The organism is Staphylococcus pseudoxylosus (assembly GCF_003697915.1).
In the GTDB taxonomy this organism is placed as follows: domain Bacteria; phylum Bacillota; class Bacilli; order Staphylococcales; family Staphylococcaceae; genus Staphylococcus; species Staphylococcus pseudoxylosus.
Map to the genome: position 1 here is coordinate 122,411 of NZ_RCVN01000006.1, position 23,448 is coordinate 145,858.

Annotated in this window: 23 protein-coding genes; 3 read left to right on the forward strand and 20 right to left on the reverse strand. The window is 32.5% G+C overall.

What is annotated here, in order from left to right; translation table 11 throughout:
- Window positions 1–69 precede the first annotated feature (69 nt).
- On the reverse strand, window positions 70–924 hold the full coding sequence (locus tag D9V42_RS06910; RefSeq protein WP_017722586.1) for a LysR family transcriptional regulator: 855 nt from the start codon (window positions 922–924) through the stop codon (window positions 70–72).
- 218 nt (window positions 925–1,142) lie between these two features.
- Entirely contained in the window at window positions 1,143–1,829 is a 687-nt protein-coding gene (locus D9V42_RS06915) for a ribonuclease FAU-1 family protein (protein ID WP_167456094.1), read from the reverse strand.
- Window positions 1,830–2,039: 210 nt separating this feature from the next.
- Between D9V42_RS06915 and D9V42_RS06920 the strand changes: the two genes are divergently transcribed.
- On the forward strand, window positions 2,040–3,152 hold the full coding sequence (locus tag D9V42_RS06920) for a 5-methyltetrahydropteroyltriglutamate--homocysteine S-methyltransferase (protein ID WP_107554514.1): 1,113 nt from the start codon (window positions 2,040–2,042) through the stop codon (window positions 3,150–3,152).
- A gap of 84 nt (window positions 3,153–3,236) precedes the next feature.
- On the opposite strand, the gene D9V42_RS06925 is transcribed toward D9V42_RS06920, so the two are convergent.
- The 5 genes from D9V42_RS06925 to D9V42_RS06945 all read right to left on the reverse strand — a co-directional run bounded on the left by D9V42_RS06925 (window position 3,237) and on the right by D9V42_RS06945 (window position 8,329).
- Window positions 3,237–3,743: a cupin domain-containing protein gene (locus D9V42_RS06925; protein ID WP_107554515.1), complete on the reverse strand. Its 507-nt coding sequence runs from the start codon at window positions 3,741–3,743 to the stop codon at window positions 3,237–3,239.
- A gap of 1 nt (window position 3,744) precedes the next feature.
- Window positions 3,745–4,461: a YebC/PmpR family DNA-binding transcriptional regulator gene (locus D9V42_RS06930; RefSeq protein WP_107531672.1), complete on the reverse strand. Its 717-nt coding sequence runs from the start codon at window positions 4,459–4,461 to the stop codon at window positions 3,745–3,747.
- Between the two features lie 211 nt (window positions 4,462–4,672).
- Window positions 4,673–5,029, reverse strand: a complete 357-nt coding sequence (locus D9V42_RS06935) for a transcriptional regulator, SarA/Rot family (RefSeq protein WP_107554516.1) — start codon at window positions 5,027–5,029, stop codon at window positions 4,673–4,675.
- Between the two features lie 164 nt (window positions 5,030–5,193).
- Window positions 5,194–7,344, reverse strand: a complete 2,151-nt coding sequence (locus tag D9V42_RS06940) for an AraC family transcriptional regulator (RefSeq protein ID WP_122064112.1) — start codon at window positions 7,342–7,344, stop codon at window positions 5,194–5,196.
- Window positions 7,345–7,663: 319 nt separating this feature from the next.
- Window positions 7,664–8,329, reverse strand: coding sequence for a Bax inhibitor-1/YccA family protein (locus D9V42_RS06945; protein ID WP_122064114.1), 666 nt, complete (start codon window positions 8,327–8,329; stop codon window positions 7,664–7,666).
- 463 nt (window positions 8,330–8,792) lie between these two features.
- Between D9V42_RS06945 and D9V42_RS06950 the strand changes: the two genes are divergently transcribed.
- Complete coding sequence (locus D9V42_RS06950) at window positions 8,793–9,599, forward strand: LysM peptidoglycan-binding domain-containing protein (protein ID WP_122064117.1); 807 nt, start codon at window positions 8,793–8,795, stop codon at window positions 9,597–9,599.
- 419 nt (window positions 9,600–10,018) lie between these two features.
- Here the strand turns inward: D9V42_RS06950 and D9V42_RS06955 are convergent, their stop codons facing one another.
- The 5 genes from D9V42_RS06955 to D9V42_RS06975 form a co-directional block, all read right to left on the reverse strand.
- Window positions 10,019–11,026 carry an inorganic phosphate transporter gene (locus tag D9V42_RS06955; protein ID WP_017722595.1) on the reverse strand — a complete coding sequence of 336 codons (1,008 nt, stop codon included), beginning with the start codon at window positions 11,024–11,026 and terminating at the stop codon, window positions 10,019–10,021.
- 13 nt (window positions 11,027–11,039) lie between these two features.
- Window positions 11,040–11,657 (reverse strand): DUF47 domain-containing protein, encoded by a 618-nt coding sequence (locus D9V42_RS06960; protein WP_017722596.1) that lies wholly within the window; start codon window positions 11,655–11,657, stop codon window positions 11,040–11,042.
- Window positions 11,658–12,265: 608 nt separating this feature from the next.
- On the reverse strand, window positions 12,266–13,294 hold the full coding sequence (locus tag D9V42_RS06965; RefSeq protein ID WP_122064120.1) for a sensor histidine kinase: 1,029 nt from the start codon (window positions 13,292–13,294) through the stop codon (window positions 12,266–12,268).
- Entirely contained in the window at window positions 13,287–13,961 is a 675-nt protein-coding gene (locus tag D9V42_RS06970) for a response regulator transcription factor (protein WP_107554521.1), read from the reverse strand. The genes D9V42_RS06965 and D9V42_RS06970 overlap by 8 nt, the downstream gene beginning before the upstream one ends.
- Window positions 13,962–13,977: 16 nt before the next feature.
- Window positions 13,978–14,895, reverse strand: coding sequence for a Rossmann-fold NAD(P)-binding domain-containing protein (locus D9V42_RS06975; RefSeq protein WP_122064122.1), 918 nt, complete (start codon window positions 14,893–14,895; stop codon window positions 13,978–13,980).
- 121 nt (window positions 14,896–15,016) lie between these two features.
- Between D9V42_RS06975 and D9V42_RS06980 the strand changes: the two genes are divergently transcribed.
- Window positions 15,017–15,523 carry a GNAT family N-acetyltransferase gene (locus D9V42_RS06980; RefSeq protein WP_017722600.1) on the forward strand — a complete coding sequence of 169 codons (507 nt, stop codon included), beginning with the start codon at window positions 15,017–15,019 and terminating at the stop codon, window positions 15,521–15,523.
- A 384-nt stretch (window positions 15,524–15,907) separates the two neighbouring features.
- Here the strand turns inward: D9V42_RS06980 and D9V42_RS06985 are convergent, their stop codons facing one another.
- From D9V42_RS06985 to D9V42_RS07020, 8 genes are all read right to left on the reverse strand, one after another.
- Complete coding sequence (locus tag D9V42_RS06985) at window positions 15,908–16,939, reverse strand: alpha/beta hydrolase (RefSeq protein WP_122064125.1); 1,032 nt, start codon at window positions 16,937–16,939, stop codon at window positions 15,908–15,910.
- Between the two features lie 144 nt (window positions 16,940–17,083).
- Window positions 17,084–18,151 (reverse strand): YkvI family membrane protein, encoded by a 1,068-nt coding sequence (locus D9V42_RS06990; protein WP_107554523.1) that lies wholly within the window; start codon window positions 18,149–18,151, stop codon window positions 17,084–17,086.
- Between the two features lie 393 nt (window positions 18,152–18,544).
- Window positions 18,545–19,045 carry a hypothetical protein gene (locus D9V42_RS06995; protein ID WP_017722603.1) on the reverse strand — a complete coding sequence of 167 codons (501 nt, stop codon included), beginning with the start codon at window positions 19,043–19,045 and terminating at the stop codon, window positions 18,545–18,547.
- A gap of 155 nt (window positions 19,046–19,200) precedes the next feature.
- Window positions 19,201–19,563, reverse strand: a complete 363-nt coding sequence (gene dhaM, locus D9V42_RS07000; protein WP_107554524.1) for a dihydroxyacetone kinase phosphoryl donor subunit DhaM — start codon at window positions 19,561–19,563, stop codon at window positions 19,201–19,203.
- On the reverse strand, window positions 19,563–20,141 hold the full coding sequence (dhaL, locus tag D9V42_RS07005; protein WP_107554525.1) for a dihydroxyacetone kinase subunit DhaL: 579 nt from the start codon (window positions 20,139–20,141) through the stop codon (window positions 19,563–19,565). The genes dhaM and dhaL overlap by 1 nt, the downstream gene beginning before the upstream one ends.
- A gap of 34 nt (window positions 20,142–20,175) precedes the next feature.
- Complete coding sequence (gene dhaK / locus D9V42_RS07010; protein WP_122064127.1) at window positions 20,176–21,141, reverse strand: dihydroxyacetone kinase subunit DhaK; 966 nt, start codon at window positions 21,139–21,141, stop codon at window positions 20,176–20,178.
- A 287-nt stretch (window positions 21,142–21,428) separates the two neighbouring features.
- Window positions 21,429–22,445, reverse strand: a complete 1,017-nt coding sequence (locus D9V42_RS07015; protein WP_122064130.1) for a FecCD family ABC transporter permease — start codon at window positions 22,443–22,445, stop codon at window positions 21,429–21,431.
- Window positions 22,442–23,443, reverse strand: a complete 1,002-nt coding sequence (locus tag D9V42_RS07020; RefSeq protein ID WP_122064132.1) for a FecCD family ABC transporter permease — start codon at window positions 23,441–23,443, stop codon at window positions 22,442–22,444. The genes D9V42_RS07015 and D9V42_RS07020 overlap by 4 nt, the downstream gene beginning before the upstream one ends.
- Between the last annotated feature and the right edge of the window lie 5 nt (window positions 23,444–23,448).

Genomic DNA, 23,448 nt, shown 5'->3' on the forward strand with positions numbered 1-23,448 from the left:
ATTTCTTCGTCAGTGCAATAATTTAAATATTATAAAATAAAAACTTAAATCAAATCTATATCTGTTTTATTACTCAACATATTCCATCATTAGATTTATAAATGACTCTACTTGGGGCAACTGCGTCATACTTGAATCGTAGCTTAAAAACGTAGAACGTATGAGCGATTTATTATCGATATCCACACGTTTAAATTCGAACAATTCGCGATCTAAATGTTTCATCATAATTTCTGGCAATATTGTTACGCCAACACCATTTAATAACATTTCTTTACAGGTTGCCACTTGATCTACTGTAATCATTGCGTGGTAATCTTGCCCAATTTGACTTCCATACCATTCTTTTATTTGATTAATATAAATTGGGTCTGCTTGGAATTCGATAAATGGCATTGTTTCTAGTTCATCATTCCTATTTTTAGGATAGATGAAGTAATGCTCGTCATTAAAAAGGTGTGTATTACTTAAATTCATAATCTTATTACCACGAATAATCATGACATGATAGTCTCTGTGGTTTGCTTTAATTTGTTCGCTTGAACCAACTTGAACTTGAATTTCTACATTAGGAAATTGTCTCGTGTATAAGTTCAACACTTCAGGTAACAAGGTTTGGCCAATTAAAGATGAACAACCGATTGATATTGTTCCATTAACTTCACCAATGTGCGCTTGCATTTTATCTAGAAACAAACGCTCTCTATTCAGCATTTCTCTAGCGTGTTCAATTATCATTGTACCTTCAGTCGTCGTAATCAATTGTTTCTTAGTTCGGATAAAAACGTTGACGCCAAAAGCATTTTCAATTGCTTTAAGTCTTTGTGTAACTGCAGGTTGTGAAATATAGAGAATTTCAGCTGCTTTCCTCAATGTTTTTGTTTCATCCAAAGTAGTTAACAAGCGATAATCGTCAATCTTCATAATTATCCCCCTATTTTTATAAGCCCCTGTTAATTATCGTGTAATATATCTCATTTTTATTTGTGTAGATTACATGCATTTCTAAGTTTTACATTATACATGCAATGTTCACTATAACACGTTTATTTATATACTTATATGCCTTTTCAATACATGATTTTTTGTAGTTCGCATCGTTTGCGATTCGTATTAACTACACTTTACTTACATTACATTTATTAGCTCTTTTCATGATGTGAAGACTTTTGTTGTCCTTGTTTATGCGTTGATGTATGTTTATGTTGTTTATGTTTATCATGTGTATGTTGTTTGGGTTTATGCGTATGATGTTTGTTCACTTTCGGCTTATGTTTACTATGTTTCTGCCCTTTTGCTTTCTGTTTGATTTTATGATAACAATACATAATTTTGTCTTGCATAGTTGGAAAATCGGCATCAATTTTTATCATAAGCTGATGCGCGATTACATATGCTTCATGATATTGTTTCTTAGTAATTTGTCCTGTATCCAATGCTCGTTGTAAATCATCTTCATCAACAAGTTCATAAGACCCATTTGGCAATACAAGCACATCTAAACATAAATCAATCGTACGTGCATTTCCTTTCTGTGTAACATTCTTTAAATTGATATCAAAATAATATTCTAATGGGTTGCCCTTGTCATCTAACATCACTGTAATACTATAACGTTTTTTCTCAGGTAAGATTTGTAACCATTGATAGTTGTCATCAGCAACAATAATGTTTTGTCCAACAACTGATACCTCTAATGGCTCTCGAACTTTTTTCATAGTGACTAAACCAATAATACCTTTAAACTTATTATTGTTCACTTTAACCTCTGTGTATTCTCTATCAATGATGCGACGCCAGTGACGCTTATCAATATATTTTACTTTCACTGTCACCAACTCCTTGTCATTATTATATAAAACTGTTTCTCCCATGTCATCTCATGAATTATATTGATGTCTTTTATTTTTAACTTTAAAATTTGATTAGTATTATTGTACTATATTTCATAGTGTAAAAGCGAAATTGACAATTCCCCAGAAGTCTGTTAAATTTTATCTATATTTTTCAGAAAATTCCATAAATAAAGGAGCCTAACCATGACAGTTATCCATAGACCATTTAGAGCAGATCATGTTGGTAGTTTATTACGACCAGATCGCTTAAAAAAAGCACGACAAGACTACAAAAATAATGTAATCGACGCACAAGCACTGAAAGCTATTGAAGATGAAGAGATTGAACATATCATCGAAAAGCAATTAGAAGTAGGATTACATAGTATTACAGATGGAGAATTTCGTAGAAGTTGGTGGCATTTTGATTTCTTAGAGAATTTAGAAGGTGTTCAAGGCTATACATCCGAACACGGTTTAGAATTCGAAGGTGTTGAAACTAGAAATCATAATGTGAAGATTGTAGACAAGGTTGCATTTAACCCGAACCACCCCCATTTTGAACATTTCCAATTCTTACATGAAAAAGTAAACGGCCGCGGCACATCAAAAGTCTCTATTCCAAGCCCTAACCAACTTTTCCATCCAAACATTTTAAATGAAACAATATATCCAGATATTGAAGCATATTCCCATGATGTTGCCAAAGCATATCATGATAGCCTATTAAAATTTTATGAACTGGGTGCGCGTTATATTCAATTAGATGACGTTTATTGGGCAAACCTAACATCAGGAACTCAAAAAACACGTGGTCGTGATCGCACTGAAGATGAAAAAGAAGCTGCACGTCAACTTGCATTCCGTGTCGTCAATGAAGCAGTACAAGGATTACCAGAAGATTTACTCATTACAACACACGTTTGTCGAGGGAACTACCAGTCTACTTGGGCAATTTCAGGTGGTTACGAACCAGTAGCTCCTTATTTATTCCAGGAAAATTTAGGTGGCTTTTTCTTAGAATATGACGATGATCGCTCTGGAGACTTTGAACCTTTACGCTATTTCCCAAATGATAAATCAGCAGCAGTACTAGGTTTATTCACTTCAAAAACTGGTGAACTTGAGGATAAAAATGCGATACTTAAGCGTATCGAAGAAGCTCAGCAATACGTGAAATTAGATCAAATTTGTTTGAGCCCTCAATGTGGATTTGCATCTACCGAAGAAGGTAATAAACTTACGGAAGATGCACAATGGCAAAAACTTGCTTATGTAGTAGAAATTGCAAAAGAAGTATTTGGTACTGCAAAATAACATAAAAGTGAAACAGTATTAACGATTTGAGAGCCCGAGACACAAAGTAATGTCTCGGGCTCTCAAATTTAATTTTTATAGAATTTAAAATTTGTTCTGTTCAATAGCTTCGGAAGATAATGCATAACGCATATTGATATTTTTTAAGTTAGGATATTGTTCGTTCAACCAACTTTGGCTTAATAATTCAAAATGTGCAAACTCAAATGCAGGTTGACACATGCAACCAACAAGTGCGTAATCATTTTGCCCTTCAACTGATGATGCGAATATGGTCCCTTTTGGTACCACATACTGTAATACGTCACCGGCTTCTATATGCTTCCCTAAAGATACTTGTTCGTATCTACCATCAGGGTGGATCATATGAATCGTAAGTGAGTCACCATCATGATAATACCAAATTTCATCTGCATCTATACGATGGAAATGTGAAATATTGTCATGCGTTAATAAGAAATAAATACTAGAATATTGAGCTCTTTGATTTGCATCTTCTGTAGTACCTTTAATGACTTCTTTATAATATCCACCTTCTGGGTGCGGTTGCAGTTGTAATTGTGAAATCCAAGTTTGTATGTGTTGATTCATGTTATTTCAAATCCACGTTATGAAATACGTTTTGCACATCATCTAGGTCTTCTAATACTTCAATAAGTGTTTCGAATTGTTCCTGATCTTCTTCTGATAATTCGATATCAGATTGGGGTAACATTTCAAATTCCGCAACTTTAAATGTTTCAATACCTATTGCTCTTAATGCATCTTGTACTTGTGCAAATTGGTCTGGTTCAGCGTATACAATAGTTAATCCATTTTCATCAATCACATCTCTGACATCCACATCTTTTTCCATTAATGCTTCTAATGTATCGTCTACTGATTTGCCTTCAAAACCAAATACAGCTGTATATTCAAACATATAAGCGACTGATCCTGATACGCCCATATTGCCTCCATTTTTACCGAAGGCTGCACGTACATCTGAAGCAGTTCTATTTACATTATCTGTCAAAGCATCAACAATTATCATTGAGCCATTTGGACCAAAACCTTCATATCTTAATTCATCATAATTTTCTTCACCAGAGCCCTTAGCTTTTTCAATCGCTTTCTCAATAATGTGGTTCGGAACTGAATAAGTTTTGGCACGCTCTAATGTTAAACGTAAAGCTTGATTGGCATGCGGATCAGGTTCACCTGATTTAGCTGCTACATAAATCTCTTTACCAAACTTCGCATAAATTTTACTTGTATTTTTATCTTTTTGGGCCTTTTTTTCTTTAATATTATTCCACTTACGTCCCATGATTTCATCTCGCTTTCTCGATTACTACATCTATTAATATGATATATTATACAATATTTTTGCTTTAGAATATAGATTTACGCACATCAGTTGAACCCAAGTCCTTTTCAAACTATAAAAACTACAGATATTTACCATATAAAGTAAATGTCTGTAGTTTTTATTTTAATATGCTATTCAGACTATTGAAGTTGTTAAATTACACTAGCGTTTACTTAACATATCCTTCAATATCATCTAATAAAGTTTTATAGTTTTGTGCATTGTCATTATTCATAAATAAGTATACTTTACGCTCATCTTCAGTTGAACGTATTTTACTTACTCTATCTTGATCAATCAATCTACGAATCGATGCAAGCACCTTAGTCCTACTTAACTCAAGTTCAGTAGTTGCAATTTTTAGAAATGGCTGCATTAACAAGTTATTTTCACTACAATTTTGCTCTATCAATTCTAAAATTGCAACGTCATTCATAGTCAATTTGTAGTTTGATTCAATGTAGTGCATTAAACTTTTATATTTTTTATAAATATTTAAAAATTGCTCTTTTTTGTCTTTATTCACTGTTGTTACACCTCCAAATGCTAGTAAGCAATACAATACAATTATCCATAAATTACAAGCCTATGTCCTTATTATTTATAATTATAGATTTGTCAAAATTACGAATAACGATAAATTGTATTTTGCTACGCATATTTTTTACAGGGTTAAAATATAATAATAATTTATTTTTTATAAATATCAATGATGTGAACGGTATTATAATTTAAATCAATAGTCAAATTCTCTTCTTCAAAATGATGTTGCATAACACTAAAATGCGGTTTATTATACTCATCGATCTTGCTAATTAATTCATCTGACCATGCATGTTTAATTCTTAAAGATGGTGCAATAATACCATTGATATTTCCAAATGTACTATTTATTTTTTCATAAAAAACAATGTAAGGGCGTTTCAGTGCTTTATCTTTAAAATTTAAATGTATTTGTATATTTTGCGGTTCACTCTCTGCAGTTTCACTTTCCCCTATGCGCCAATCATTTACAAAAACGGAAATTTTCTCTGGATGATTCACTATCGTATAATAGTCAAAATCTTTCACTTCATATCTCATTTTCTCCATTATTCTTTCATACATATTACCTAAAACGGAGCGAAAGCCTTTTTGATCATATAAATACAATGCATTTTTCTCACCTTGTTGCTGGAATAAATCTATCCCCACGCCTGTAAAATACTCACGCATCTGTTTAAACATCCCCATAAGTAACGGTGGACTTTCGATAATCTCCATATTGTCATCATTTAATAAATAATTATTATGCACATTCAAAAGAAAATATGCTCTTTCTTCCAATTCCATATCATTCATAATCTTTTTAATATTACTAAACTTAAATACTTGTTTTGTGAGCAAGTCTTCATGATCTTCACTCAAATAAGGAGAAGTTAATTTATGATTATCTATAAAAAAATAATCGAATCCTATGCGTTTCATCTGCTTCTCCATTAATTTAAAACATTCGGGATGATTGAATAAATGTGTAATATCAATTCCGAATTTTACATGCTCTCTATATTGCTGAATTTTAATAATATTACGATAAATTTCTTTGATAGACATACGCTCAACATTAAAGATATAACTCACTGAATGCATATGTTTTTCTGACAATTCTGGATGTGCTTGTAAATAAGCTTGATATTGACTATATATTTGGTCTATATAGATATTAACATCGTCATTACTAGTAATTTGAAATGCAAGGTTCACATTTGCATGATAAACAAAATTAATAAAGCCATAAGATTCATCCATAAATGTTTCCTGTAACTTTCTCGGATCTATCATGCAATAAACAATCACTTTTTGTGTACCTTCAAATAGATAATTCATACTCTTATTCGCAAGCAAATGATGAAACTCTGCTATACTATGAATTTGAATTATAATCGTATCGTTAGTAGATTCTTTAATATGCTGCAGATTAATACATATATAATTGTTCTGAACATTGAGTTTGTTAAGTCGTTCAGCTATTATATTCTGAATTTCAGTGACTGCTCTCATATTATAATCCTCGGCCGTAAAAGGAAATGATTTATCCAATTTTGAAAGTAGACGATAGTCCTTAGGTGAATAACCAAAATAATGTTTGAATTTTTTACTATAGATCGCAGAACTGCTAAATCCATAGTAATCGGACACCTCACTTATCGTAGATTTTCCTGTTAGCAAACTAGATATCGATGTTGAAAGTTTTAAAGTATCTATATACGTTTTAAAGCTCATCCCCAACGTATTATAAAATTGCGTCGATATATTTGATTGAGAAATAAAAAGTTTATTCGCAATTTCTTTTAACGTTAACTTTTTATCTAAATGGTTATTAACATAATCCAACATTTCACCGGTAATACCATAAAATGAATAGTCTGTTTGTTGTTTCAAATATTTTATATCGACTTTTGCTTCAGAAGCGATAATATCGACAATGTTATTCATGTAGGACTCGAATAACGGTTCAGTCAACGTTTTATTTAATTGATGTTGCGTTAAACTAAGTATAGATTGGAATAACGCATTGGAAGATTGAATTAAGTTAGATGTATATTGATACGCAAAAAAATCATAGCCACGATTATAAAACCAATCACTCGCAATATACAGCTTAATCGCTTGTTCATTTCTTTTTATTGTAAAAATTTCAGAGTTATTGATTATAAATAAGTCATTTTCAACTTCAATATCTGTTATAAAATGTTGTATCTCTGTGATTCCTTTTAAAGGGAATATTAGTAATAAGCCGTCAGCTACACGTTTCGTAGGATAATTATCCTTAGAAATAATATTTAAGCACTGCGCTTTCATAATTTAACCTCTTTCAAATATTGTCATACGCCATGCATTAATATGTCACTCTATCATAAAAGCTAAAGTTGGCACTTTATATCTTAATTATTTAAATAAGTATTTTTTGTCTTTAGATAATTTTGTATAAAACAAATAATTTTGTCAACTTTTTCATTAATTAAACTCAATTTTAAAAATGTTGCATTGTATTTTTTCAAAATTTAAAAATGTTGTTTTAACAAAGCATCTCATCAGATAAAAAATCACCTTCAAAAAACCTCTTATTTCACAAGGTATTTTTGAAGGTGTCTTCATCAAATTGAATATTAAAATTTTATTATTTTCTAAATTTAGTTGCAAGTCTTAATACATACTTGATGATGTGCAACAGATTCACAAATAAATTAAAGCCCATTTCTCTTGGAGAAAATTGTCCACGCTTCATACGATTGAAATCGTACAGTGTATAGAGTAGGAATAATAATAAGCCTACTACAGTTATAATCGTATGGAAAATTGGATTTTGTATAAACATACCGATTAAACTTGCTATAATAAGCACAACTAAAGTAACAAATAAATATTTCCCCATACTAGCCGCATTACCAATTAAGAAATAACCGATAATCCCAAAAACAATAAACGCTGAAATTGCTAAAATGATATTTTTGAAAAATACCTCTGGTCCTAAATTCTGTAAATATGCAGTGAAGGTTGCATAAGATAATAAACCTACAACAATCGCGTAAATATGGGAAATTACTAGACCGTATTTACGTGCCCGATTAAAGATAACCGTAATCAGTACTAAGGCAAGAAGTACGAATGAAAGTGGTTTTCTCCATTCCATAGGTAAGAACTGCCCAAAATAACAGCCAATGCCAAAAATAATCCAGTAATACATAAAGAATAGCCATACTTTACTATAAGCATGTGACTGTGATTTAGATTGTTTTTTAGATTGGTTTTGTTGCTTATTTACTTGTTGTGTTGATTCAGCCAATTTACTCACTCCTTCTCATTATAGAACTATTTATAAAAATAATATGCGTTTAATCATAACATTTATGGGATATATGTATAGCATGTAAATTTTCACAATGTCCTACGATTGCAATTATTAATACTTTAATGTTCACTGTTTCATTGATTAGCAAACATGATGAATGTATTTTCTAACAATTTTAATGTTAAAATCACTATTTTTGTTAATAGTTAATGTTACATTTCAAATAAAGTTAATTACAAGCGAAATGTAACGCATGCTTATAAACGCCTATACGAAGGTATTTATCGAATAATCCTCAGTGAAACACTAAATATTAATAATATTACAACTTTATAACAACGTACACAAAGCAAATGATTTTTGTTAGTATGAAACGTGAATTGAGATTAAAAAAACTAACGACATGTATTTATTTCAATAATCACTGTTAGACATAGGCATTGAAGGAGGAGTTTTTTTGAAAAAGTTAGCATTTGCAGTAACAGCTGCTTCAGGTGCAGCAGCATTCATAGCAAATCATGAAGCTGATGCATCAACACAGCATACAGTAAAATCTGGTGAGTCACTATGGTCAATTTCACAGCAATACGGTGTTTCAATTGATGAAATTAAACAAAATAATAACATTAACAATAACATTGTATTCCCAGGGCAAGTCATCGAAATTGGCGGAAGTGGCTCTCAGGGACAAGAATCATCTTCAAACGCTACTTCAGGTGGATCAAGTCACACTGTACAATCTGGTGAGTCTTTAAATATCATTGCAAATAAATATGGCGTTTCAGTTGAAGAAATTGTTTCAGCCAACAATTTAAATGGTTATATCATCTACCCTAATCAAACATTAACAATCCCTGGTGCAACAGGAACTGGTGGTGCGGGCGGAAGCTCAACAGAAACACCAAACACGAATACGGGTGGATCATCAGCAAGTGATGCTAACCTATACGATTGGGGACAATGTACTTGGCACGTGTTTAATCGTAGAGCAGAAACTGGTCAACCAATTAGTACTTATTGGTGGAACGCAGATCACTGGGCAAACAATGCCGCTGCAGACGGTTATACAGTAAATAATTCACCAAGTGCTGGTTCAATCATGCAAAATTATGAAGGACCTATTGGACACGTTGCTTACGTAGAACAAGTCAATCCAGATGGTAGTATTCTAATTTCAGAAATGAATTATAATACACCTCCAGGTACTGTTGATTATCGTACTATCCCTGCATCACAAGCTTCAAGTTATAATTACATCCATTAATTATAACCTTATTATGCAAATGAAATGATGACAGTAGTAAAATAAATCAAATAATAGCTTGAGACATTTATGTCTCAGGCTATTATTTTGTGCTCATGAACTCTAACCATTTTTCATCTCCAGCACCTTATATTTGGATCAAAAAAGTGTGAGACTGAAAAATATTAGATATGGTTAAAAGATTTGTCTTAACCAATACTCAAGCTTAAGTTCCATTAACTAAATGTACTTATAGCGACAATTGGCGCCCTTAAATAAGTAATACTAATTTTTATAAGTGTCACATTTGAGTATAAGCTCAAATGCAATAACCACTAACTCCATAAATTAAGCAGTGCGCCTTTAAACGATTGCTATAAAATAATTACGGCTGAGACAATTCATTTGTCTCAGCCGCTTTTGAATCACTTTATCTTAAATTATAAGAAAAAATTAATAATGTAATAAATCAATGCTGCAACTATTGCAGAAATTGGTAATGTAATCACCCACGTAACAATCATACGTTGCGCTGTATTCCACTTAACACCTTTAATACGATTAGAAGATCCCACACCTAAGATAGATGAAGAAACTACGTGTGTTGTAGATAGTGGGAAATGTAGTGATGATGCTACAAATATAGTTAACGCAGATGATAAATCTGCTGCAGCACCATTAGCTGGTCGTATTTTCATAATATTACCACCAACTGTTTTAATAATTTTCCAACCACCAACAGCGGTACCTAATCCCATCGCAGTAGCACAGGAAATTTTAACCCATAGTTGTGGTTCTACGCTAGAACCCGTTTGAATACCTGCAACAATTAAAGCTAATGTAATAATCCCCATTGATTTTTGCGCGTCATTCGTACCATGTGAGAACGATTGTAAAGACGCTGTGAAAATTTGAAAGAATCTAAAATTACGATTAGTTTTTGTAAGATTCGCATTTTTAAATACTACTTTTACAATCGAGTACATTATAAACCCTACACAGAATGCAATGACTGGTGATAAAAGTAATACGATTATGATTTTTGTAAAACCTTGATAATGTAATACAGCAAATGAACCTTGTGAAGCAATTGCCGCACCAGCGATAGAACCTATCAATGCATGTGAAGATGAACTTGGTATACCATAATACCAAGTTAATAAATTCCAGAAAATTGCAGCGATAATAGCTGCTAATACTACAACTAGACCATTTTCTAATTTAAATGGGTCTACGATATCTTTAGTTATTGTTCCTGCAACCCCAGTGAACGTTAAAGCACCGATAAAATTCATGACAGATGCCAAAAGTATAGCCGTTCTAGGAGTTAAGGCACGCGTTGAAACAGCAGTAGCAACAGCATTGGCTGTATCATGGAAACCATTGATAAAGTCAAATATAAGTGAAAAAATAACAATAGCTACTGTGATGATCAAAATATATTCCATAAGTTAGGACTCCTTAGCTATTTTTCATTATTATAGTTTCAAAGTTATTTGCTACGGCTTGGCATTTATCTGCAATTTCTTCTAAACTTTCATATATTTCTTTTATTTTAATTAATGTGATTGGGTCTGTTTCACTATTAAAGATATGCTTAATTGATTGACGTAAAATACCATCACAGTTTGTTTCAAATTCTTTAATATTAATAGAATGAATACGCATGTGTGATAATTTTTTATCTACTAATAATCCAACAGCTAATTTCATTTCTGCTATAGCTTTTTGAATATTATCTACAAATTCAGCCATATATTCATCCGTATATTCAATAGAATACATTTCAAACATACCTGAAGTTTCTTCAATTGCGTCTAATACGTCATCAATTGCATTACATAAAGAGAGGATATCCTCACGTTCGATTGGTGTAATAAAAGTTTGGTTTAAGTCTGAGATCACTTGATGCATTAATTCATCGCCGTGTGACTCATATGTTTTAATATTATCTGAGTATGCTTTCAAATCTAAGTGTGTATTAAAATCCATTTTCCCAAATTCAATTGCTGCTCTATCTAAATTGAACACCATTTCTTCTAGCTTCACCATGAACTTATCTTTTTTCTTGTTAAACATCCAAAAAATCCTCCATTTACAGCGATTGTCCCCAATCACCTTCAATAAATTTAAAAAATTTAAATACCTATATCTAAGATAAATTAAGATTCACAAGATTTACAATTCACTCATTATTTTGGATCATTTTACTATTGTTAAAATTGTGTAAATGAGTATTTGCTTCTATTGGTTAAAAAATCTCATAAATGTTGATTTATCCTTATTTGAAAATAGCACAAAATTTACAATCCTACAATTGCATTTACAAATTCTTAATATTACATTTTCGTAAAATTAACAAAATTTTACTACTTTTATTGGTATAAATCATAGTTGTCTATTTAGGAATTGTAACCTATCAGATTGAATTAATTTTAATAACTATTTCATATTAAACTCACCTTAAATATGATTGCATATTTATTATTTGTATTCAACAACTTTTTTCACTAATTTGCAAATATTTTTATAAATAATTTTAAATACATATCTATCCATCATATAATGTTAAGCACAAAAAGAACCTAAGAAACAAACAATCTTCTCAGGTTCTAAATACGTATTGGCTAACATCATTCATAATGCCTATACATTTATTTTTAAATTTTTGCAGTCACTCATTAATTTTATATATTTTCAGATAATCTTGATATCAATTCATTTTGCTTAGGAAAGATAAATTTCATAGTTGTCCCTACCTTCGGTTCCGAAGAAACTGATATTTGGACACCTAACTTTTCTTTTACATGATTGACAAGGTACAAACCAAGCCCAGAAGCTGACGTTTCATAACGATCGGTAGTGGAGGTAAAACCTTTTTCAAAAATACGCGGTAAATCTTTAGCACTTATCCCTTTACCTTCATCTGTAATTTTAAGAACTGTATGACCTTGATCTACATATGCATGAACATGAATTGTACTTTCTTCACTATATTTAACTGCATTTGATAAAATTTGTCTAATCATCATTCGACACCATTTAGCGTCGGTATATACTTTATAGTCATCTTCAAAATTCAAATCATAATCAATACCTTTAGACTGGCTAATATATCGTGTGATTTGTATTTCTTCAATTACAAGACGTTTCAGCGCCACATGCTCAAAATACATATCTTTATTTTGTGACTCTAAGCGCGTCAAAAATAACTGTCTATCCAACATGTCGTTTATGCGGGTCCACTCATATAAAAGCGCGTTTTTTCTAGTAGTATCTTGTTCTTTTTCTATTAATAGTTTCATTGCTGTTACAGGTGTTTTAATATCATGTACAAAATCTGTTAATGATGCTTCAGTAGATTGAATTTGCTTTTGCTGACGTGTAACTAATGATTTTTGATCTGTAATTTGACCGTATAAATAATCAACCATTTCTTGCTGTAAAGGCGTGTCAGCCAATGATTTATGCTTTAATGCTTCAGGTTCTATATTGTCATCTAAATGCTTAAAAAATTTAATTTCCTTTAAAAATGTGAACGACAAGAACAATATTGAAATTCCTAGATTTAAAATAATAATATAATATGTACTCCCCACGCTAATATCATAATCTAAATAAGCGATAAGTAGCGTGATAAAGTTTAACAAGATAAACCATAATATCCAATATATTCGTGACCTTAAAAAGATATAAACCCATTTTAAGTTATCCATGTGCCATATATCCTTTGCCTATTTTTGTTTCAATCGCGTCGCTCATATCAATATCCGCTAATTTCTTCCTTAAACGATTCACATTAACCGTTAATGTATTGTCACTAACGAATGCTTCATCATCCCATAATGCAGTAATCAATGTATCCCTCGTAACAATTTGGCCTTGCTTCTTAACTAACATTTCTAAAATAATCATTTCAGTTTTGGATAAGTAAATCTGTGCTTCGTTTTTACTAATACTATCTTTAGACAAATCTAAAGTTGCATCTTGCCAAGTAAGCACTCGCTTTTCTTCCAAACTAAATTGATATACTCTTCTATAAATTGCTTGTAGTTTAGCAATTAATATACTCGTATTGAATGGCTTTTGAACATAATCATCTGCCCCCAATTCCATACTCATCACATGATCCATTGGATTATCTCTCGACGACAAGAACAATATTGGCGTATTAGATGTTTCTCTTATCTTTCTAGTCCAGTAAAAACCATCATATTTAGGTAGTTTCACATCCATGATAACGATAGCAGGATTAACCGCTTCAAATTGAGTCATTACATCACTAAAGTCGTCAATACCATAAATTTTAAAATCCCATTGTTCTAATTCTTCACTTAATTCTTTAAACAATGTCATATCATCTTCTACTAATAAAATATCCACGTCATCACCACTTTATCTATTTAGTATATTTTATATCTTCCCCAGACTGAATTCTCCCGTTAAAGTGCTTAATTCTACAATCTATTTCAAAACCTCTCATCATCAAACCTTGGAAGGGTGACTGAATTAAATAATACACCGGCCAAACAAGTTTAGGTATATAATCATATAAATGGACTACTACAGTTTGCGTATTTTTGAGCCTACGAAATTCTAACTTACCTTGTTTCAATAAATTAGGTTTAACTAATGTACCATCCACTAAATGTAATGAAATGATATCTTCCTCTATTTGTATTTTATGAAAAACAAGAACAGGCTTAGCTTTGTCTTTAAGGTATATGACATAATTCTCATCTTCTTTGTAAGTGTGCAGTAATGTGCCTTTAGTTTCATTCAACCATTTAAAATAATATTCTACCATTTGTTCTAGTGTCCAATTCATAGGAAGCTGCATGCTTAAGGCGCTACGAACATCATCGTATTTGGAAGATTGAAGTTCGACCGACACATGTGGGCGCGATACAGTTGTTTCAGTTTTTTCTACAAAAACACCATATGACGACAAGCGTTGGATGGTTTCATAGTCGAATCTACTTCCGCTAATATAAATAATTTTACTTATACCATTTTTAGCAGCTGCCCGACCAAAGTTATCTGCAGCGATTAAATTCAAATCCCTTGCTGTGGCTTGTGTTAATTTCGCAGAGTGTTTAGTTGGATCCAAATAATAAATAGCTATATCCATACCTTCCATCGCTGATAACACATCCATATAATTATAAATATCTTTCTTTAACCAGGTCACTTCTTTAAAGTCTTCTTCTTTAGGATATTTTGATAATGTATATAAATTAGCTTCACTTTTTATATGTTGGATTAAATTTTTACCTATATATCCTGTGACACCAGCCAATAAAATGTTAGGTTTCATAATCATACTTCCTTTATATTAGTTTAGCGCAACATAAATATGTCCTAGTAATACCACGCTAATGATGTTAAGTTATACTATAACTAAGCATTAGCAAAATAGAAATAAGGAGTGGACACACATGGTTCATCAAATACGTGAAATCGGTATCAATGATGTAGATCCATTTGTTAAATTATTAACGACAATTTATGATGAATCTGATTATTTAATATACAATCCAGGGGAATACGCACCTTCTAATAACGATGCGCTTTCAAACCTAGAGCACTATATTACATCACCTTCCAATGCCATTTATATCGCTGAAAATAACGGCGAACTCGTCGGCTTTGCAATCGTTACGACAGAAAATTTTGAACGCACACGTCATGAAGCTCATTTTTCAATGGGCGTCATTAGACACTACAGAGAAAAAGGCCTCGGCCAATCTTTAATTAATTCTGTAGATGCATGGTGCTTAAATCATAACATTCGTCGTATAGAAGCAACAGTAGTACCCGAAAATACGACAGCTGTTGAATTATTTAAAACTGCGGGTTATCAAATAGAAGGTGAACTTCGTGATAAATTATACATCGACGGTAGATATTACAACAAGTATGTCATGGCTAAGTTATTATTTTAATCTACCTCTAAGCATAATATTTAAACATGTCACACTAATAGTTTAATTGTAAATTAACAAAGACCCAAATAACAATATTGTCATATAAGCATTTAGTTATTGAAATTTAAAATATGGATGCCGTTTTATAGCCATTAATAGTTGACCTCTTTCAACTTCTTACTGCAATTTAAAAAGGAGTGAGACGATGAAATCATTATTGAAAATATGATTTCTGTCTCACTCCTTTTCTTTATAACTGGAATGTACTTAATTTTTTAAAATTAATTAAATTAATACTTATATTATGTGCGTTTAGCTCACTCTCATATTAAAGCTGTCGTAATTTAAAATTACTAACACTATATCATAAGATATACATAACCCTTCATAAATTCTTATTATTTAATAAGGATTTAATTCTACTCCATTAGGGTTCGTCGTTTCTTCACTAACATTTGTTTCTACGCCCGATGAACTTGTATTTCTGCTTAAAAATCTTAGAACGTCTTTCATGTTTTGTTGTGATTCTGGTAAATCCATATGGAATTGGTATTGGTGTCTCAAATTATGGGAGCCATCATAAAATAATTTATCCACCGGGATATCCATTGATTTTAGCTTTTTATAAAATGATACATTTTGACTATAAAATGGATCAGCATCACCTACAGATAAAAACGTTGGCGGGTAATCTTTGGTAACCTGATTTATCGTAGACATTTCACTAATATATTTAAATTGCTGTTCCCAATCTCGTTTTCCAGTATAACTTTCCATAAAAAGTTGTATCCTCGGAAACTCAGTAGCTTTTACTGTTTTCATATCATAAAAGCCACCGAAAAATATTGCTGCCTTCAATTGATCTGACTCAAATTGTTGTTCAAATGACATATCTTCTCTTAAAGATTTATTTGTTTGAATCGCCGTGTATTGGCTAGATAATTGTGCACCAGCAGAGTCGCCACCAAAAATAACCTGATCAAAATCCATCGGTAATTCATGCTTATTACGCTTTATAAATTTTACGGCTTGGTCAATTTGATGTAGCTGCGTCGGATATTTATTATCTGGTGCAAGTGCATAATTAATATTTACAACAATATAGCCTTGCTCAGCAATTTTGGTTAATAGTGGATTCTTATATTGCTTGTCTCCCGCTATAAAGCCACCACCATGCATCCAAAAAATGACAGGTAATTTATTATCCGAATCTAATTCAGTAGGTGTTAATATGTCTAGCTTACTATTAGGCATACCCGTACCATAAGTTATATTTGTAAATGCATTTACATTTTTATTGTTAATCTGTACTTTTTCTTTAATTTCTTGTGAATGTTGACGGTCATACTGTTGTTTTAATAACAGCGCAGTCAAGATTGCTACTACAATAACAATACTTAAAGTAATTATCGTCCATTTGTGTTTTTTCTTCATGCATTACCTTCCCTTTCGAAATGCATTGTACCATAATTAATTATTGCACAGTAGTGTTTATAAATTATCGGAATTATTAAAAATTCAGCTTGCACAAATTGTACAAGCTGAGACTTTATTTCTTATTTTAATATCATGAATCATTTATGCTATGAACTTTTTGTTTTGACGTTTTCTGCTATAGTATTTAATCAGCACGCCAATTACAACAACAAGTCCCACAATACCCATTATTGGATATAAGAAGTTAATCAAGCCTGCGAAACCTACGAAACTCAAACCATACCCTACAACCATTATAACTACGATAAATATATGATATTTTTTACTATATGGTTCTGTAAATCTCGCAGCAAATGAATACATTAAACCAAGAATTGTATTATACATCACAGCTAACATAATAACTGATAGTACAAGTGCAATCCAAGGGCTTATTTCATTTGCTAATGTCAGCATAGGAATATCAGCATTCTCAATTTTTGGGAATTCAGATTGCAACGCAAAGTTAATCAACGCTAATAATATTGTATAAACAATACCTCCAAATAATGCCCCAGCTCCAGATACTCTACGTCTAGAAGCATCACCGCCAATAGCTACAATCGTACTAAAGCCTACAGCAAACGCAAGTCCACCATAATTAATTCCTTTCAATATACCTAACCATAAGCTGGCTTCTGGTACAGTTTCATTCACTTTATCTATCGAAATACTGCCATTAAAAAGATAATACGCAGCAATGAATACAACCAAAATAATTAAGAAGGGTGTAACAATGCCTAATGCTCTAACAATTTTATTAAAATCCATCAATAATGTAATATAAATTGCAATGACCATAATCAATGCGCCTAGCCATGTTGGCACATTAAAGCTTTCTTGGAATGTTGATCCTGCTCCAGCAATCATTGTGACTGAAATGCCAAATAAGAAAAAGATAAGCAAATAGTCTACAAGTTTACTGAACTTATCACCAAACAAATAGTCTAAAGTTGACTCATGGTTTTGCGCATCAAACGCAGTACCAATCTTTGCAACTTGTCGACCTATAAAGCCTAATATTAAACCAGAAAGTATAACCCCAATATATGACCATAGGCCATATGGTGAGAAAAATTGCATAACTTCCTGTCCTGTTGAAAAGCCAGCACCTACAACGATACCGACATAAGCGAAACCAATTTTTATAGCTTCTTTATTCAACCCCATGTTATTTTAACCTCCTCATAGTTAACACATTGCATTATTATAACTTACTGATTATTTTTTGCAACTGCACAATATAAAATTTTACACTTCTAATTGCTCTCAATAATAATCATTAAGTTGAACATCGCTTTTAATCATTCATTATATTATTTAAATATAACAAATCTTAATACAACTATTGCATATTTATGGTTATCTTAATTTTATTTTTGCAATTTTATACATTACTAAAGGTATGCTTTAATAGTGTGTAAAATTCCAAAAAATAAAACAAAAAGAATCAAAATAGATACACCTTTTAACATGTATATTTCGATTCTTTAATAAATCACTTTAATGTGTTATTTTGTCAAGTTCTAATAATATGATTACTCAACTATGATAATTTTGCTATTAGTGTGCGTTTTTAAAACGATTAAGTTCATTAAAGTCAACAACTACGTTATCCATACGTTTGGCTGTTTCTTTCAGTACATTACGCGCAACACTGTTAGTTGGGTCCAATTTAAGTATTTGGCGAGAAATTTCAAATGCCTTTTTATCAGAAATGACTGGTTCAGGAACTGCATGTAATAATAACATTTGTAACAAACTTTTTACTTCTTTGCCCTCAGTAAGTTTTATGGATGACTCCGCATGATAATACGCAGAATCTAAAGCACCCTGAAGTTCACTTAATGGATAGACTAATAGTAGAAAAGCTAAGTCATGCATTTCTGCAGTTTCTTCTACCTTCATCATATCTAAAATACATGTATAAAACATAATGTTTTCAGCTTCATGTGCGCTTGAAATGTATACTTCTTCAAATTCCATAAAATCTGTTTGGGACATTAAACGTTTGACTGACTCAAATTCGCCGTTTAAGACATGCTTTAATATTAAATCTTTCATGGCAATGTCCTCCTAGATATCCAGATTTCTATTACAATTAATTTTCATTTTACCACATTTCAATTAAATATTCCTATAAAAAAGAAGTTTTTTGTTATATTAGTTGAGAACTTCATTTTAATTTATATTTAACATAGTAAAACAAATAACATTATTTAGCCAAACGTTTTATTTAATTCTCCCAAAACTTCTTCTATGGAACTACCAACTGATAATTGCACAGCTGCAGTAAAACTACCTTCAACAATTGGTGCCTCTACTTTTTCAATACGCTGCTCACCTTCATACATTTCAATCGCTAAATCTAAGTTCATTTCAGCAGAACCTATATCATAAAAGCACAATGCATCATCTGTTAATTCGTTTATTAATGTTTGAATATGATCATACGATGTACCAATTTTACCATCGACCCCACCTTGTACAATGACGTTAACATCACCGGCCATTTGATTTAATAGTGCTTTGGTACCTTCTGCAATTTCTTTACTATGGCTAATTATTACTATATTTGTCATTACGAGTCATCTCCAATCAACGCTTCCAATATATAAACACTACTTTGAGCTCCAGGGTCAACGTGTCCTAAGGAATCTTTTTTGAAATATGCGGCTCTACCTTTAGTTGCTTCGATATCTTTTGTTAAATCTGCGTAGGATTGTAATATATCACTTGTTAATATTTCATCATCTTGTGCAGCTTGGTTTGCACGCTCAATTACATCGTACATAGTTTTTTCATTCAACGTCACTTTACCTCTTTGAGCAATTGCCTCTGAAAAAGTTTTTAAGAGTACTTTTAAATTTGAACGATCTAGTTCATCTGATACTACTTGTGACATTTTTACAAAACTAAAACCGTATAATGGGCCAGAAGCACCACCAATATTAGACATAAGTGTCATACCCGTAGATTTCAATAAACTTTGCATAGAGCTATCATCAATATTATCTGGTAACGCTTTGAAACCTCTAACCATGTTCACTCCATGGTCGCCATCACCGATTGCTCTATCTAATTCTGTTAATAACGCTTCCTTTTCTTCAAACACATCTACTAATTTTAATAATCTTTCTTTTAGTTCAACGACATTCATCTATCTTTCGCCCCTTTCAATAATCACTTTATAATTAATGGAAATATGAACTCTCTGTTATATCTGTTAACGCTACTAACAATTCTTCTGAAGACGGTACAAACGTTAATGATAAACCTTGCATATCTAACGCAGTCATGTAATCTCCAACTAGCCAATGAGTAATCGATTTGCCCTTTTGCTCTAAGTTTTCACCGACATATTTTGCAGCGATATTAAGTTCTGACAAAGGCGTTGCTCCCATGCCATTGACCATTACAATGAGTTCATCTGATTCAACTTCTTTAAGTAAAACTTGAATTAATCGCTCTACAATTTGATCTACAGGTTCAACCTTTTCTCTGGACAATCCTTTTTCACCATGAATCCCCACACCAATTTCCATTTCATCTTCTTCAATATCAAATCCATATTGTCCAGTAGTAGGAACCATAGGTGCTGTTAAAGCCATACCAATACTTTTTATTTGAGGTAATAAACCTTCTACTTTTTCTTTTATTTCAGCCAATGATAACCCTTTTTCTGCCAAATGTCCTGCATACTTATGAACAATCACTGTACCTGCTACACCTCGACGTTGCGCCTCATCTTCCACTGCAACATCATCTTTTACAACGACAGTTGCCACTTGAATGTCTTCCATTTCTGCCATTTCTTGAGCCATCTCAAAGTTCATAACATCACCGGCATAGTTTTTTACTATAAACAATACACCATCGCCATTATCAACAGCTTTTATGGCACTAAGAATCTTATCTGGTGTCGGTGAAGTAAATACTTCTCCACAAACTGCAGCGTCTAACATACCGTTGGCAACATAACCCGCATGAGCTGGTTCGTGCCCACTTCCACCACCAGAAACTAAAGAAACGCCTTGTTCTTTTCTATCTTTTCTAACTACGACTGTGTCTGAAATAATTTCTATTTGATTGTTTGTTTTTGAAAGCCCGTCCAACATATCATTCAAAAAATTCGTTTTTTGTTTAATTAATTTTTTCATAATAACGACCTCCTATTTAAACTATTCAGTAATAGTATACCCTACACACAAATGCAAACGCTAACATATGAATGCAAATTTCATTTGCATGTGAAAAATGGAAGCACTACTCATATTTTCTAAAATCGGTTTATAGTATCAATGCACTGTTAGCAAAGTTGACTAATCGCAAAGAAGAGGCTGGGACATAAATCCCAGCCTCTTCTTATCCTTGGCTTTTTCTATTTTATAAACACTACGTAAAGTAGAATTTTTAGAATTTACATACTTTTAGCATTAAAACCAAATTATACTGATTTCGTTTTATACATTAAGTATAAGAAATAAGGAGCCCCTATAATAGCAACTACAATACCTGCTGGAACACCTGATGGTTGTAGTATAACTTGTCCAATAGTATCAGCTAGTACAAGTAAAAAAGCACCTATTAGTATTGAAATCGGTAAGAATAATTGATGTCTCGGGCCAACAATCGACTTAGCAATATGCGGTCCCAACAAACCAATAAATCCAATCGCACCCGCTACAGAAACAGCTGCTGATGATAACACAACTGCCACTAATAATGAGACAATGCGTTCGCGCCCTATCTTCACACCGACACCTTGAGCTATATACTGATGTGTGTTCAATAAATTTAGGACATTCGCTTTAAATAACAAGAATGGTATTAATACGATAACCCATGGTAAAAAGGCTATAACAAACGCCCATTCATCACCCCAAATATTACCAGCAAGCCAAGAAGCTATAAACTCTGATTGGTCTTCGTCAAATGTAGACATTAGTGTTAATGAACCACCACTAAGTGCAGTAGACATCCCCACACCTACAAGTACCATACTCGCTGGCGTAATACCTTCTCCTTTATTATAACTAAACGAGAAAATAATAAGCGCTGTTAAAACACCACCTATCATACTGATAAATGGTAAAACATACACAAAATTACTCGCGTCTACCTGTCCTACCACTATAAACAAAGCAATTACAAATCCACTTCCGGCATTAATACCTAATATACCAGGCTCTGCCAGTGGGTTTTTCGTTACACTTTGTATGACTGCACCACTCATGGCTAAAGCAGCACCAGCTAATATTGTAATAATCATACGCGGCAATCTAAATTCCATCAATATCAATGTATCTGTATATTCACCCTGGCCAATCAGCGTTTTGAAAAATGCCTCGACAGACATTTTATATTCTCCAGAAGTAATACTCCATGCGCACGCTAGCAAGACTAGAATCGAGAGTATAATCATCGTGAGCCACTGTTTATATCTTAACTTTGGATCTATCATGAGAAGCGACCTCCTCTTTTAACTAAATACAAGAAGTAAGGTACACCTATAAAGGAAATGATAGCTCCAACTGGTGCTTCTCCTAACATACGTGCAATCGTATCTGCAACTAGTAATAGCAAACCGCCGACTACAGCAGTTAAAGGTATCACTCTAGCATAGTCCGTACCCACTAAGTATCTCACTATATGTGGTACCATCAGGCCGACAAAGGCAATTTGACCAACCATTGCAACTGCAATACCAGCCAAAACCATGGATAATATCAGTGAAATAGCTCGTGTAAAAGCAACGTTTTGCCCTAGACCTTTGGCTAAAGTTTCACCTAAATTTAAAATTGTTAATTGCTTACTCATTGAAATGATAATAACAAGCGCAATGAGGATAAACGGTGCTGCCCAAACTAATTGGTTCCAAGTTGTACCAGATACACCACCAGCACTCCAAAACGTTAAACTTTGATTTAGCCTAAATAATAAAGCAACACCTTGGCTTAATGCAGTTAACAACGCACTAACAGCAGCACCCGCCAAAATAATTCTCATAGGATTGAACCCGTCACTTCTTGACCTTCCAATCATTAAAACGATAAAGCCACCCATTAACGCCCCTATAAAACCAGCAAACATCATCACAAGGAATGGCGCAGTAGGATAAAATGCAAACGTAAGCGCTAGCATAAATGATGCACCAGAGTTTAATCCTATAAGACTTGGATCAGCTAAACCATTTTTAGTCACGCCTTGAATAACAGCTCCGGAAGTCCCTAACGCAACGCCTACTAATATCGCCCCAATATCTCTTGGAATACGAATCTCACTGATAATATTATGTTGTTGATTTTTAGAATCGTAATTAAGCACCGCTTCAAAAATAGTGCTTAAGTGAATTTTGGCATCCCCAAACAATATCGAAATGATGAGTGCGCCGATTAATAATACTACAGCTATTATAAAAGTTGCTGTAAAACTTAACTTCCCTTTTCTCTTAGTAGTCATAATTT